This is a genomic window from Bacillus sp. P14.5 (genome assembly GCF_003316765.1).
Taxonomy (GTDB): domain Bacteria; phylum Bacillota; class Bacilli; order Bacillales; family Bacillaceae_B; genus Rossellomorea.
The window spans coordinates 186,032-200,402 of record NZ_NIJF01000066.1 but is presented as its reverse complement, the minus strand read 5'-3'; the positions used below and the strand labels follow the sequence as shown (position 1 = coordinate 200,402).

Annotated in this window: 15 protein-coding genes; 8 read left to right on the top strand and 7 right to left on the bottom strand. The window is 43.9% G+C overall.

Features of this window, described 5'->3' with window-relative positions:
* The first annotated feature begins 138 nt into the window (after positions 1-138).
* Positions 139-924, top strand: a complete 786-nt coding sequence (locus B9Z54_RS10965; protein ID WP_113928433.1) for an SRPBCC domain-containing protein — start codon at positions 139-141, stop codon at positions 922-924.
* Between the two features lie 38 nt (positions 925-962).
* Positions 963-1,400 (top strand): SRPBCC family protein, encoded by a 438-nt coding sequence (locus B9Z54_RS10960; RefSeq protein ID WP_113928432.1) that lies wholly within the window; start codon positions 963-965, stop codon positions 1,398-1,400.
* 193 nt (positions 1,401-1,593) lie between these two features.
* On the opposite strand, the gene B9Z54_RS10955 is transcribed toward B9Z54_RS10960, so the two are convergent.
* Both B9Z54_RS10955 and sppA read right to left on the bottom strand, forming a co-directional pair.
* Complete coding sequence (locus B9Z54_RS10955) at positions 1,594-2,106, bottom strand: RDD family protein (RefSeq protein ID WP_113928431.1); 513 nt, start codon at positions 2,104-2,106, stop codon at positions 1,594-1,596.
* Between the two features lie 20 nt (positions 2,107-2,126).
* Entirely contained in the window at positions 2,127-3,137 is a 1,011-nt protein-coding gene (gene sppA / locus B9Z54_RS10950) for a signal peptide peptidase SppA (protein WP_113928430.1), read from the bottom strand.
* Between the two features lie 210 nt (positions 3,138-3,347).
* Between sppA and B9Z54_RS10945 the strand changes: the two genes are divergently transcribed.
* From B9Z54_RS10945 to B9Z54_RS10920, 6 genes are all read left to right on the top strand, one after another.
* Entirely contained in the window at positions 3,348-4,148 is an 801-nt protein-coding gene (locus B9Z54_RS10945) for an NAD kinase (protein WP_113928429.1), read from the top strand.
* An 819-nt stretch (positions 4,149-4,967) separates the two neighbouring features.
* Positions 4,968-5,693 (top strand): hypothetical protein, encoded by a 726-nt coding sequence (locus tag B9Z54_RS10940; protein WP_113928428.1) that lies wholly within the window; start codon positions 4,968-4,970, stop codon positions 5,691-5,693.
* 12 nt (positions 5,694-5,705) lie between these two features.
* Positions 5,706-6,095, top strand: coding sequence for a GntR family transcriptional regulator (locus tag B9Z54_RS10935; RefSeq protein ID WP_113928427.1), 390 nt, complete (start codon positions 5,706-5,708; stop codon positions 6,093-6,095).
* On the top strand, positions 6,092-6,964 hold the full coding sequence (locus B9Z54_RS10930; RefSeq protein WP_113928426.1) for an ATP-binding cassette domain-containing protein: 873 nt from the start codon (positions 6,092-6,094) through the stop codon (positions 6,962-6,964). Before B9Z54_RS10935 ends, B9Z54_RS10930 begins: the two co-directional genes overlap by 4 nt.
* Complete coding sequence (locus B9Z54_RS10925) at positions 6,957-7,892, top strand: ABC transporter ATP-binding protein (RefSeq protein ID WP_113928425.1); 936 nt, start codon at positions 6,957-6,959, stop codon at positions 7,890-7,892. Before B9Z54_RS10930 ends, B9Z54_RS10925 begins: the two co-directional genes overlap by 8 nt.
* Positions 7,885-9,114, top strand: a complete 1,230-nt coding sequence (locus tag B9Z54_RS10920) for an ABC transporter permease (protein ID WP_113928424.1) — start codon at positions 7,885-7,887, stop codon at positions 9,112-9,114. The genes B9Z54_RS10925 and B9Z54_RS10920 overlap by 8 nt, the downstream gene beginning before the upstream one ends.
* Before the next feature lie 221 nt (positions 9,115-9,335).
* Here B9Z54_RS10920 and rarD read toward each other — a convergent pair whose 3' ends face one another.
* The 5 genes from rarD to mbcS all read right to left on the bottom strand — a co-directional run bounded on the left by rarD (position 9,336) and on the right by mbcS (position 14,331).
* Positions 9,336-10,262: an EamA family transporter RarD gene (gene rarD / locus B9Z54_RS10915; RefSeq protein WP_113928423.1), complete on the bottom strand. Its 927-nt coding sequence runs from the start codon at positions 10,260-10,262 to the stop codon at positions 9,336-9,338.
* 176 nt (positions 10,263-10,438) lie between these two features.
* Positions 10,439-10,570: a hypothetical protein gene (locus B9Z54_RS26200; RefSeq protein ID WP_275887803.1), complete on the bottom strand. Its 132-nt coding sequence runs from the start codon at positions 10,568-10,570 to the stop codon at positions 10,439-10,441.
* Between the two features lie 78 nt (positions 10,571-10,648).
* The gene (locus tag B9Z54_RS10910; protein ID WP_113928422.1) at positions 10,649-10,831 is read right to left on the bottom strand and encodes a hypothetical protein; all 183 of its coding nucleotides are present in this window, start codon (positions 10,829-10,831) and stop codon (positions 10,649-10,651) included.
* 115 nt (positions 10,832-10,946) lie between these two features.
* Positions 10,947-12,545, bottom strand: coding sequence for an amidohydrolase (locus B9Z54_RS10905; RefSeq protein WP_113928421.1), 1,599 nt, complete (start codon positions 12,543-12,545; stop codon positions 10,947-10,949).
* A gap of 202 nt (positions 12,546-12,747) precedes the next feature.
* Positions 12,748-14,331 carry an acyl-CoA synthetase MbcS gene (gene mbcS, locus B9Z54_RS10900; protein ID WP_113928420.1) on the bottom strand — a complete coding sequence of 528 codons (1,584 nt, stop codon included), beginning with the start codon at positions 14,329-14,331 and terminating at the stop codon, positions 12,748-12,750.
* Positions 14,332-14,371: the final 40 nt, after the last annotated feature.

Here is a 14,371-nt window from a genome sequence, read left to right as displayed (position 1 = left end):
ATTAGAAAGTATTTGCTAATTCCTGCCAAAATAAACCTTCCACCCATGCTGGATTGCGTGAAATAGCTGATTGCTTTTTAAATTTTAACATGTTACCATTTAGTCACATGTTAATTATTACTTAGAGAGGATCTTTTTATGGAAGACCATTTATCTCCATTATTTAAAGCGCTGTCCCATCCAATAAGAAGACGAATTCTTGATATCCTCAAAGAATCCCCCTCGACTACTGGCGAACTTAATGATCAGTTCCCTGCAGTGTCCCGGTATGCCATTATGAAGCATTTGACAGCATTAGAGGAAGGAAATTTGATTCTATCAAGGAAAAAGGGCAAATACCGAGTGAACTTCCTGAATGCTGTTCCCCTTCAGGAAATGCATAATCGCTGGGTAGGAAAATATATGGAACCGGCTGCATCTTCACTTCTAAATTTAAAAGCAGCCGCAGAAGATACAGGAGGAGACAAGACTATGAAACCTGCCGGACAAAATAAAGTTTTTCAAATTGAGCAAGAAACACTCATTAATGCCCCTCGCGATCAAGTCTTTAAAGCTTTAACGGAAAAAGTAGAAAGCTGGTGGGAATTCCGTATAGCACCTGAAGGAAAATCTTCAACACTTTCCCTGGATCCAGTCCCGGGCGGGCAGTTTCTTGAAAAGTGGGAAGGTAAAGGAGGAGCGGTCTGGGGAAATGTATATTATGTAAATGCTCCTGCAGAAATCAGAATCCAAGGGCACCTCGGGATGCAGGGAGCTGTCAACAGTGCCTATACTTATCGTTTAATAGAAGAAGATGGTACAACAAGACTGCAGCTTTCCCATACAGCATCCGGACTGATTGAGGATGATTGGGAAGACAGCCACAGAAAAGGGTGGGAATACCTGCTGGGTACGCTGCTGAAAAACTATATAGAAAAAGATTGATAATCTCTTTATAAATCGAGTATGACGGAGGAACGGACATGGTAAATGTAGTGACAGAGACACTGATTGAGGCACCTGTATCCCAAGTAGCAGCCTACGCATCTAATCCTGATAACGCACCAAAGTGGTACAGCAACATAGCAAGCGCTGAATGGGTGACATCGAAACCCCTTCAACTCGGTTCTCAAATTGCCTTCAAGGCTGAATTTCTGGGACGCAAGCTTTCTTACACTTATGAAATAGTAGAGTTCATTCCGGAAAAAAAGCTGGTCATGAGGACGGCACTAGGTCCCTTTCCAATGGAAACGACCTATAGCTGGAGAGCGATAGATGAAAAGCAGACTATGATGAGGCTTCAAAATAAAGGGGAGCCTTCCGGTTTTTCAAAGTTTTTTGCTCCTTTTATGGCTCCTATGATGAAAAAAGAAAACAAGAAAGATCTTGCGAAAATTAAAGCCATTATAGAAGAACTTTAACCATAAAGGCACCTTTCATAGACTTTGTTGCTATTTAATAAAATTTCGTAAGTTATCGCTATAATTCATCTTTTACAAAAGCAGCCATATATGCGAAAAAGAAGCAGCCGACACAGCGGCTGCTTCTTCCTTTTCCCAGGTTTCCAATGACTATCCCGCACTCTCTTTAAGACTGCAGAAGTAAACCCAATCTTTATGCGCTTACCGGTTTATACAACGCGGCTCGTTTTTCCCGTATCACGGTAGTATCCGCAAATAAATCGTGAATTCCCTGCTTCTTGTTCGTAAAGGCGACAACGATATATAAGACAAAGAAACTTGCAGAGATGAATCTGCCTATCAATTCCCTGAAGAGAATCGTACTCCATTGCAGAGGTTTCCCATCCAATTCAATAACCTTCAATCCAAAAGCCATCTTTCCAAGCGTCTGTCCAAAATATTTGGTCATTAACACAAAGTATCCGTAGAAAATGATCGCACTTAAGATTGATATCGGTGCGAACATATCGTCCTTCATCAGGGACAAGTCCATTGCCCGGAATATGGGATAGACAATCAGTCTGCCAATACTTGAAATCACGATTAAATCCAGAATATAAGCCCAGAATCTCATCCAGAAACCACCTAGTTCAACGACTCCCAGGCGTGTATCTTTCTTTTCATTCACTACGGTTGTAAATTCATTCTGATTTTCAAATTCACTCATGGACGGCACCTCCTCTTAAGTTATTCCGCATAGAGATACATCAGGCGAGGTGAATTAGGCTGAGAAAGGATTTTCATTAATGCCGCCGCTTCGATATCTCCGCCGGCAAGCCTTTTGGCACCCATATTTAATAATGAACCAAATCCGCCATCACTCGTATACTCGATGACCTGGGCATTTTCAAGCTCCAGATCCTTCTTCATCTGCCCGATAACATCTTCCACATACCCAAATCCATCAATCAAATTGTTTTCTTTTGCCTGGATGCCGTCATATACACGGCCGTCCGCAAGGTCCCTTACTTGCTCTTCAGACATCCCGCGTCCTTCAGCGATGACATCGACAAACCCTTCATATGAATTGTTGACCATGGACTGCAGGATTTCCCGCTCTTCTTCCGTCATTTCTCTCGTCGGGCTCATGATATCCTTGTGAGGCCCGCTTTTGATTGTCACGAAATCAACTCCATATTTTTCTGCCAGCTCAGAGTAATTGACGCTTTGCATGATGACCCCCAATGATCCGGTAAGTGTTTCCCTGCTGGCGAAAATTTTCTCAGCAGGAGCGGCAATATAGTAACCGCCAGAAGCAGCCATTGATCCCATGGAAACATAGATCGGCTTTTCTGACTCATCCTGTATCTCGAGAAGCTTTTCATGGATCTGCGCACTTTCCACTACGCCACCGCCCGGAGAATTCACTTTAAGGATAACCGCTTTGATGCTGTCGTCCTCCTGAACTGTTTTTAACTGCTCCATGAAAACCTCATGATTATATCCAGGGCTTTCAAAAATCGAAGTTGCCGTATTGACATCCTGAATAACACCATCAACCTCTAATACGGCAATTCTCTTATTGCTGCTGCCGTCCTCTATAATTTCCTCTGTAAAAGGATTTTCTGTGCCAGCAAACATTTCTTCAAAAGCTGCGCTAAAGTCATTTGACGCTGCAGAACTCGCAAAGTTGACTACAACCGAAAATAAAAACAACCCGGCAGCAATGGCTAAAGCCGTCCAACGTTTTCCACTCATATGTACTTCCTCCTTTTTTCTCTTCATGATTGCATACGTACATCGCTATCATAAAGTTTCACTATCATGATAAAATAATCATAAGCATCCGCCACATAGAACTTCATCATGAGAGCAGCACATTGCATATAATCACTATTCTAGCAAAATCTATCGTGAATGGAAAAATTCCGTCCTGAATTGGAGGACTAATCTGGAGGAGGCAATAACATGCAGGAAAGACGCAACCTTTATTTTTATACGCTAAAAGACGCAGAAACAATTCAAAAAGTAGAAGAATTATCTCTGCTTGCCCAACAGCACGGATTCAATATTGTAAAATCTTCGGCTGATGCAAACATCGTTGTCAGTGTCGGCGGGGATGGAGCATTCCTTCAAGCCGTTCGCAGCACAGGCTTCCGACAGGATTGTTTATATGCGGGCATCTCAACAACAGGGAACTTAAGTATGTACTGCGACTTTCATATTGATGATAAGGAAAAAATGATACAGGCTATGACAGAGGAACAGATCGAGGTCCGTCGTTACCCGACAATCGATGTATCTGTCGATGATGAAGCCACTTTTAAATGCCTGAATGAATTCAGTATCAGATCAGGCATCATCAAGACCTTCGTAATCGAAGTACATATCGATGACCTGCACTTTGAAACGTTCCGCGGCGATGGAATGGTCATCGCCACTCCAACAGGAAGCACTGCATATAACAAATCAGTGAACGGAGCGGTCGTCGATCCGATGCTTCCCTGCCTTCAGGTAAGCGAAATGGCGTCATTGAACAATAACCGCTACCGCACACTGGGCTCTTCCTTCATCCTCAGCGGAAACCGCAAGCTGAAACTTGAAATTGTACAAGACGGCAATGACTACCCTTCAATGGGAATGGATAACGAAGCACTCGGTATCCAGCACGTCAAACAAGTCGAAATCACCTTGAGCGAGGAAAAGATCAAAACCGTCAAACTGAAAGACAACTCCTTCTGGGAAAAAGTGAAGAGAACGTTTTTATAAAAAGGAACAGCGGGATTTAATAAGTTATCACATAAAGAGGCTGGGACAAAACCTTATAAAAAGCTCTTTTCAAAAGAATGTGTCTGAGTATAAAGAAAGGATTTCCGCTCCAGGTGCACGACTCCGCGGGGCGGGCGCTGAGCCTCCTCGGCTATGCCTGCGGGGTCTCATCTGTCCCGCTAGTCCCGCAGGAGGTCGCACACCTTCCGCTCCAATCCGCCTACGATCAGGAACTGGCGGATAACCTAATCTAAAAAATAACATCTTTAAGGTAAGAGCCTAATAACAAAAATGAACCGCATGAGATCAAGTATATAACCTTGATCTCATGCGGTTTTATTTTCGATGATTTCTACTTGCATCAATTAGTTTTCTACTTTTGTCCCAGCCTCTTTTTTGATGATTTTTTCTAAGCCCTGCAGTGTTCAACGACAGCCATCTTTATAAATTCCCTTTAACTCTTCGTTTGTTTCTCCCGTTTACTAGATGCCCTAATAATCCTTCCCCCGCTCACTCAGCAAAGCTATGGTCGGTACTGCTTCACGGCTATACAAATTACTGACGATGATGGTGAGATAAGAACAATTGCCATGATTACCAGGCTTGTTTCTGCATTTTCTTCCATTCCATCTGCTATCCAACTAGTTTCCTGACAAAATAATAAATTTCTTCAAGCCCTATTGACGAGATTCATCATATTGAGTTTTAAAAATATAAACCCTTTCTTTTTTACCAGTTGCAAAATTCCTCCACTTATTTTATAGTGTGTATATAGACATACACAGTTACACACTAATACATGGAAAGGAATTTTTTAATATGGATACGATACGTAAAGCATTCTGGCTGGCGAGGCTTGAGATGATTGTTTCGAAAAAGCACTATCTTAATCTATTTTTGATTGCGGGGATTTACACATTTTTCTTTCAACTGACGATTCCGACTTACCTGGAAGAAAACATCTTTATCTTTGATGTCTTTTTAATTATTTTCCTTATGTCGATCTCCTTTTCGACCAAACCAAAAGGCTTTCAATATCAAAAGATGGATGACGAATTGTATGCCTCTCCTTTTGTAGCGATGCTCAACCAGCTGCCAATCAAGCGCAATGTTCTTGTTATAAGCCGCTTTATCTTACCTTACTTTGCTATTTTTGCAGGCATTTTAATAGCCCTGGCAGCAACGTATGTTTTTTCTCCTGAACTGCAGGATGTGATTGATCCGCTTCAGTTAATTTCACTGATTGTCATCTGGATCTGTATCAGTTTTTCCTTAGGCGGAATTTTTCCAGCCAGTGAACCTGGTGATCAGATTAAACGGTTTACAATTGTCTGGTCATTCGCAAGCATAATCCTATTTTTCGCAGCGATGTACCTAATTTTTCAGGTATGGCTGGATACGGGCTTTTTTAAATGGACGATCTACCTGGCAAATGACTATCCCATTCTTTCAATAATTGTCTCTATTCTTACAGCGTTCTTTGTGACGTGGTACTGGATCCGCCATGCTCTGAAGCAAATCCAAAAAATTGATTATTTACAATAAAGGAGGGCTGATATGAATCTTCCAATACGGCTTTCAAAGTCCTCGCGTGAACCGATCTATCATCAGATCGAGAACCAAATCAAAGCTCTGATTGCCAGCGGACAATTAACAACAGGAGATCCCCTCCCCTCAATCCGGCTGATGGCGAAGGAGTTGGAGATCAGTTCCATCACGATCAGAAGAGCTTATCAAAACCTTGAGTACAGCGGATTCATACAAACCTCTCAGGGAAAGGGAACATTTGTGGCCGAGGTGGATCCTGATATGAAAACATCAATGGCCAGCCAGGCAGTTGAAGACGCAATTCTAAAAGCGATCACCACTGCTAAACAGCATGAACTGACAAATGAAGAAATTATCCGCATGGTAGAAACCCTGCTCCAAAAGGAGGATAACCGATGAGTTTTCCATTAACAATCCGAAATATCGAAAAATCCATTGACGAATTTCACTTGAACATACCGGAACTTACAATTGAAGAGGGGACCATTACAGCGTTTGTCGGGACAAACGGAGCCGGCAAGAGCACTTTATTCAAAATGATGATGAACCTTGTTAAACAGGACCACGGAGAAATTCAAGTGCTCGGTCAGCCTGTCAGCGGCGAAGATGACGGCTGGAAGCGCTATATTGCTTATCATGCCCAGACGTTGATTGGCTGCGATCCATTTACTGGTGAACAGCTCCGCAGACTGATGGCAGAAATCTATGAATCCTGGGACGAAGCGCTGTTTAGAAGGTTTTCCGAACATCTCAATATCCCGTTAAATAAGAAAGTTCAGAAGCTTTCACCGGGTGTGAAGACGAAGTTAAGCCTTGCACTCAATCTTGGCAAGAACACTCCGATTCTGATTCTTGATGAACCGACAGCTGCAATGGATATTCCATCGAGAAACTATTTTATTCAATTCATACTCGAGCTTATGGAAAATGGTGATAAAACGATCCTGATTGCTTCCCATCAGGCAGATGATATTAAAAAATTGGCTGACTACCTCGTCTTTATTAACAGAGGACGTGTATCAAAGCTGCTTGAAAAGGATTCGCTCGCCTCCACTTACCGGCTGTTCTGGTTAAAGGAAGAGCCGCCAGTGAGCCGGGTCCCAGGTGAAATCAAGCGTACCTATAAGAAAGTCATTCTATCAAATCAACCCCAGTCCACCATGACTTATCTTTCTCAAAACAACATGGTGATTGTGGATGAACAAATACCCGAGCTTGAGGATATTATCCAGGAAATCTTAATAGAAGGAGAAATGTTCGATGTCTGATATAGCGCTGACAGTACAAAGTCTTCAAAAGTCCTTTAAGGATCAACAGGTACTTCACGACGTTTCGTTTAATGTGAAAAAGGGTGAGATCACTGCCCTTCTCGGTCCAAACGGTGCAGGAAAATCAACGACCATCAGAAGTATTATGGGAATTCTCTATCCCGATCAAGGAATTATTAAATTTCATGGAGAAAAGGAAGGCAGGATCCCAAAGCACAAAATCGGCTACCTGCCGGAGGAACGAGGTCTGTATAAAAACGTTAAGATCATGGATATTCTTTTGTACTTCGCAGAGCTCAAGGACTATCCGCTGAAAAAAGCAAAGGAACGTGCCTTATTTTACCTGAAGAAATTTGGCTTAGAGGGAAAAGACAAGGTTTCTATTGAAGAGCTGTCGAAGGGGATGGGACAGAAGGTTCAGTTTATCGCCTCCATCATACATGAACCGGAGCTGCTCATTCTAGATGAACCGTTTTCAGGCCTTGATCCGGTCAGTCAGGAAGTGTTCAAGGAAGAGATCAGGGAGCTTGCCAAAAACGGAACCGCGATTCTTCTCTCCGCCCATCAGATGAACCTGGTAGAGGAAATGGCTGACCGGCTGATTATGATTCATAAAGGCAGAGAAGTCATCAGCGGTACAATGGATGAAGTAAAAAGGCAGTACGCAAGCTTTAAATGTACGATACACGGCAAGAATGATGAGAAAAAGCTGCAGGCAATCCCCTCCGTTACACGGGTAGAACAGCAGGACAACGTTTCAGTTCTTTTTCTGGATCAGAATCTGCAGCCGGCAGAGTGGATCCGCAAGCTGCCGTCAGATATTCACATTGATGAATTCAGGCTGGACCGGATTTCCCTTCATGAAATCTTTATTGATGTTGCTTCAGACAGAACACTCGCATTAGAGGAGGAAGTAAAATATGCGTAACAGCTTAAAAGTCGCCCGCTGGGAATTCAAGCGGAATGCCAAAAATAAATCGTTCGTCATTTCACTTGTGTTGACGCCGGTGCTTTTCATTCTATTTGCTACCCTGCCAGCGCTTCTAACGGGGTCAGATAGTGACGAAGAACCTGTCCATGTCTCTGTATCAGACCCGTCAGGTATATGGGCAGAACGAATTGAACCTTTTCTCAGCAGTGCTGATCTGAATTGGGAGACCAGCGTTGTTACCACCTCCCCTGATGAATGGAAAAGCGGGTTGGAGGAGGATGAAAGTGCCGTGTATCTTGCCCTTGATGAAGCTGCCCTTAGTGATGGACAGATCACCTATTACACAACGGAGGAAACTCCCGACTCATTTGCAAGTGAAGTCCAGCTTCTGGCAGCACCATTGCAGCAGCTGAATCTCCAAAATGCTGGATTATCAGAAGAGCAGATGGCTGCCGTAACAAATGGCGTTCAGTTCAACAAGGAAGACCTTTCAGGTTCAGAACAGGAATCAGCTGATTCAGGCATAACTGATCTGGCCCGTATCATTCCAGGTGCATTCGCCGGACTGATTTTATTCTCTATTGTCATGACCGGCATGATGATTTTCCAGAGTGCTTCACAAGAAAAGAAGGAAAAGGTTTCTGAAATTGTGCTGTCCTCTCTCACACCAAGTGACCTGATGCAGGGAAAAATTATCGGTTACTTCTGGCTCGGCATGCTTCAGGTCGGCGTATGGCTCCTCATTGCACTGCCTTTTGTAATTTGGAGATTCAATGACCTGCCGATCATGGAATACCTGTTTGTACCGGAGCTTGCACTGCTGATCGTTATTGCACTGATTGGCTACCTGCTATTCGCCGCCCTGTTTGTCGGACTTGGCGCAACGGTAGAAGATATCAGCTCAACAAGTAATTTCCAAGGGCTGATTATGATGCTCCCGTTTTCTCCGGTTATACTGTTCGGGCCAGTCCTATCCGATCCCAATGGATTCGCAGCCCAGGTCGGCAGCTATATTCCATTTACATCCCCTGCCGTTCTGATCATGAGATTATCTTTACTCGAAGAATGGCCATGGGTGGAAATCGGCATTGCGATGGCAATACTGACCCTTTCCGTCTGGCTCGTGATGAAGCTTGCAGGAAAGATTTTTGAAGTGGGAATTCTGCTGTATGGTAAGAATGCTTCTGTTGGTGAGATTGTGAAGTGGGTTCGATCGTAGTTGATTAACATCGCACTATAGGAGGCTGAGACGTACGGTGTCTCAGCCTTTTCATGATTTTAAAGTCTGCTTTTTCTATAAGGAGAAACCAGCAGGCTAATGGAACCCTATGCTAAAAAAAGCAAGGACATATTGTTTCTCAGTATCCTGCCTCAAAATATATAAGCACCTTCAATTTTTAAGAATACCGGCACCCAATTCAGGTACCGGCTCACAAACTCTTATGCGCATTTCTCCTGTGCCTTTGTTCTTCGTTTAACTCTTTTCATTCTGGACACCGAGAAAATGGTTAATGCCGACCAAATGAACGCGAATGCCACCAGGTGTGTTTGCGTGAAAGGTTCACCGTAAAGGAAGACACCCAGAATCAATGTTATCGTAGGCGCAATATACTGCAGGAACCCGACCATATAAAGCGGAATTCTCTGGGCTCCTTTTGCAAAATAAAGCAAAGGTACAGCCGTAACAGCACCGCCGGCTATCAATAACAAGTCTGTGCCTGCGGACAACTGGAACAATGAAATATTCCCCTGCGAAGACAAATAGATAAGATAAATGAGAGCAAAAGGCGCGGTCGTCATGGTTTCAAGCGTCAATCCAATATCTGAATCCACCTTGATCAACTTTTTAGCAAGTCCGTACAAACCAAAGGAAACGGCCAGTCCAACCGCTATCCACGGAAATCTTCCATACGACGCGGTCAACACAAGGACTCCCGCCGCAGCCAGTATAAAGGAAATCACCTGTGCTTTCGTCATTTTTTCTCTTAAGATGAAAACTCCCAGCAATACACTGACGAGAGGATTGATATAATATCCTAAGCTCGCTTCAACCATCTGATCAGTATTGACAGCCCATATATAGATAAACCAGTTTAAACTGATAAGAAGCGATGCTATGGCCAAAGCAGCCAGCTTCTTTTTAGTTCGCATCATTCCCTTAATCATTTTCCAGAATTCCGGGAATTTTTTTATGACAAGCAAAAAGACAATCATAAACCAGAATGACCAGAATATCCTGTTCGCCAAAATTTCATCTGCCGGTACATGATCCAGCCACTTCCAGTAAATCGGCAATATGCCCCAGAGAAAATAAGAAAATGCGGTATAAATTATCCCGGATTGTTCTTCGGTACGAATGCCGGCCACCTCCTTCTAAATATATTTCCGTTTTCGAAATAATATCATTATATCTCGGTTACCTCTAAAGGGCAATCTGAATTTTTAACTCTGGGATCAATGACTTGGACTGTGTTTTAGATTTTGCGGGCCGTTATCTTCTTTTTTTGCCTTCTCATTGGCCCGCATTTCGCTTTTGAGGGCCGTTATCTTCTTTTTCTCGCCTTCTCATTGGCCCGTATTCCATCTTTGCGGGCCGCTATCTTCTCTTTTCCGCCTTTTGGTTGGCCCGTATTTCGCTTTTGCGGGCCGCTATCTTCTTTTTCTCGCCTTCTCATTGGCCCGTATTCCACCTTTGCGGGCCGTTATCTTCTTTTTTGTCTTCTCATTGGCCCGTATCCCACCTTTGCGGGCCGTTATCTTCTCTTTTCCTCCTTCTGGTTGGCCCGTATTCCACCTTTGCGGGCCGTTATATTCCTCTTATCTCCTTCTCGTTGGCCCGTATTCCATCTTTGCAGGCCGTTATCTTCTTTTTTCACCTTCGGGTTGGCCCGTATTCCTCCTATGCGGGGAGTTATCTTTTTTATTCGTCTTCTCATTGGCCCGCATTCCTCAATACAAGACCGCTATCCGCTATTTTGCACCTCACAGCCTGACCATCCAACCCAAAATCAAAAAAAGATGCCCTGAACACCGGGCACCTTCCTAAATTGCTTATGCTTTTTTGTAAACAATCGTTTCGTCCACGATTGTCATTTCTACTTCCATACCCAGAAGTTCATCGGCATCTATTTTAAATAAATCTTTTGGAAGAACGGTAAAGTCCGCTCTGTATCCCTCTTTGATCATGCCGTGGTCATGTTCATGGTGACATGCATAGGCACTTCCTTTTGTGAAGAGAGAAACGGCTTCATACATCGATAGTCGCTGGTCTTCCATATAGACCGTTTTCTGCGGATCTAAAGGATTGGTTCTCGTTACTGCAGCATGCATGCCCAGCAGTGGATTGACAGGTTCAATTGGTGCATCCGATCCTCCTGCGCATGGAATCCCCTCATCCAGAAGCGTCTTCCATGCGTAGTTGTATTCCATGTTTTCCTCGCCGATACGGTCAATCACCCAAGGGAAATCGGAAGCAACAAACCTTGGCTGGATATCAAGGATAAGTGGAAGTTTCTTGATTCTGTCAATCAATTCTCTGCGCAGAAGCTGTGCATGAATAAAACGATCTCTTCTTCCATTAAATGTAGGATAAGCTTCCACCACATCCAGCACATTTTCAAAGGCTTGATCACCTATTGTATGCACAGCGATCGGAAGCTGAAGCTCTCTTGCTTTTTTAACAAGCTCTGTCAGTCTTTCCTGGGTATGAATGGCGACCCCATTGGTGGATGGATCATCTTTATAAGGGTGGCTCAGCAAAGCTGTCCTCCCGCCAAGAGCTCCGTCAGCAAAGATTTTCATCGCCCCGAACTCAACAAGTGATGTTCCTCCCATAAATGTACTTCCTGCTTCCTTCCAATCGTCGATGACAGCTTGGTGGACAAGCAGATGGGACCTGAACTTTCTGCCAGCCTTCTCAATGACATTCATAAAGGTCTGATAGGTTTTTTCAAAGTTTCCATAATAGCTTAAATCCTCGGTATGCCCCCCGACAAGTCCCAGCTTCCAGCAGTTTTCGATTGCCTTTGTCATTGCTGCTTCAAGGTACTCTCCCGTTGGGGAAGGCATGGCATCCACCAGCAGATCCTGGGCCGTGTCTTTTAAAACACCATTTAACTCGCCATCAGCATTCTTTTCAATCACCCCTCCAGGAGGGTTTTCCGTCGCAAGGTCGATGCCCGCCATTTCCAATGCCTTGGAATTGGCCACCATGGCGTGTCGGCATATGCGTTTCAGAAGAACGGGCTGATCAGGCACGACTTCATCAATTTCCTGTCTTGTTACAACTTCACTGTCTTCCCAAAGGTTTTCATTAAAGCCCTCTCCGATCACCCAGCTTCCTTCGGGTGTACTCGCCGCCTTTTCTTTGACAGCCAGCAGTACCTGTTCCTTCGTATTCATTTTGGAAAGGTCTAATCGAATCAATGTTTCGCCATGGCCGATAAGGTGCATGTGGCTGTCGACAAATCCGGGGTAAACCGTGTTTCCTTGGAGGTCGACTCTGTCCGTAATGAAATCTTTAAATCTGGTTTCCAGTTCCTGAACCGAACCCGTTCCCGTGATATATCCATTCTTTGTAAAAACAGCTTCAACTGAAGCGCCTTCATCTGTCATTGTATAAAATGTACCGTTAAACCATAATGTTCCCATACTAAAACTCCTTGTCCTGACATTTTCTATACAAAAAAGGACTGGCTCACCGTCCTGATAGAGGATGTTTCAGATTGCGCTTCTCTATCGAGACCGGGAGCCACTCCCGTCTTTTCTGTCTATTTCATTTTACTATAAGACTTTACTACTTTAAAGGATTTCGTTTTCTGAAATATCAGCCTTTATAGAAAAGCCAAATCCCTTAGCTCTTCAACGCTTTATTTTCGTTCTGTCTTAACTCGATCCTTCTGATTTTTCCTGAAGTCGTTTTAGGAAGTTCTTCCAAAAATTCAATCTTTCTTGGATATTTGTAAGGTGCTGTCAATTCCTTCACGTGTTCTTGAAGATTTTTCACTAAATCGGGATCCTCCGGGTTTACTCCGTCCCTCAACACTACAAAGGCTTTGACGATGTTCCCTCTTACTTCATCAGGACTGGCAACGACTGCGCACTCTTTCACGGATGGATGCTTAACGAGTGCATCTTCCACTTCAAACGGTCCAATCGTGTATCCTGAACTGATGATGATATCATCTCCCCTGCCTTCGAACCAGAAGTAGCCTTCCTCATCCTTCTTGGCTTTATCTCCTGTAATATAGTAATCTCCGCGGAATTGCATCGCTGTTCTTTCAGGGTCTTTATAGTAATTTTTGAATAATGCAGGTGTGTCCGTATGCACGGCAATGTCTCCAACTTCTCCAGGAGCGCATGGGTTGCCCTCTTCGTCAATGATTTCAACAGAGTTTCCGGGGGTGGGTTTTCCCATTGAACCAGGCTTCAGTTCCATTCCTTTCATGATGCCGACAAGCAGCGTGTTTTCAGTCTGGCCGTATCCATCCCTGACTTCCACGCTGAAATGTTTTTGAAAAGCATCAATGACTTCCCTGTTCAAAGGTTCCCCAGCCGAAACGGCACTGTGGAGGTGTTCAAGATTGTACTGCCCCAGATTGTCGACTTTAGCCATCAGGCGATACTCTGTCGGTGTACAGCACAGAACATTGACTTCATGGTCCTCCAGCATTTGCAGGTAGGTTCCAGGATCAAATTTACCTTGATACACCAGCCCGGTCGCTCCGGAACCCAGAACCGACAGGAACGGGCTCCAGATCCATTTTTGCCAGCCGGGTCCAGCCGTAGCCCATACGGTGTCTCCCTCTTCAATACTCAGCCATTTTTTCGCCGCTGTGCGTAAATGTGCAAAAGCCCATCCATGTGTATGGACGACTCCCTTTGGATTCCCTGTTGTTCCGGAAGTATAAGATAGGAATGCCATGTCATCACGGTTTGTATCGGCAAGTTCGAGTTCATCCGAGGCTTCTGTCTTTAATTGGTCTAAAGAAAGCCATCCCTCTTTTTCTGCTCCGATGACAAACTTCTTCACTCCTTCGCTTTCTTCCACTTCATCGAATTGATTTGTAAACGGCCCATAGGAAACAATCGCTTTAACATCTCCATGCTCAATCCGGTATTTGAGGTCTTTGGAACGCAGCATTTCTGAACTTGGTATGACGACCAGTCCTGCTTTCAGTGCGGCAACATATGTTTCATAGGCTTCTATCAGCCTTGGAATCATGACAAGGACAACATCCCCTTTTTCCAATCCATGCTCCATGAAGGCGTTTCCAATTTTATTCGCATTTTTCATCAGGTTTTCATATGTAATTTCCTTCTCTTCCCCTTGCTCGCTTTTCCACAGGATCGCCTTCTTACCCGGCTCATCTGCGAACTTTTCCACTTCACTGATTAAATTGTATTTTTCAGGTGAAAGCAAATCTTCTCTTCTCATGATTCTCCCCCTTTGATGTTATTCCACTTTATTATACTAA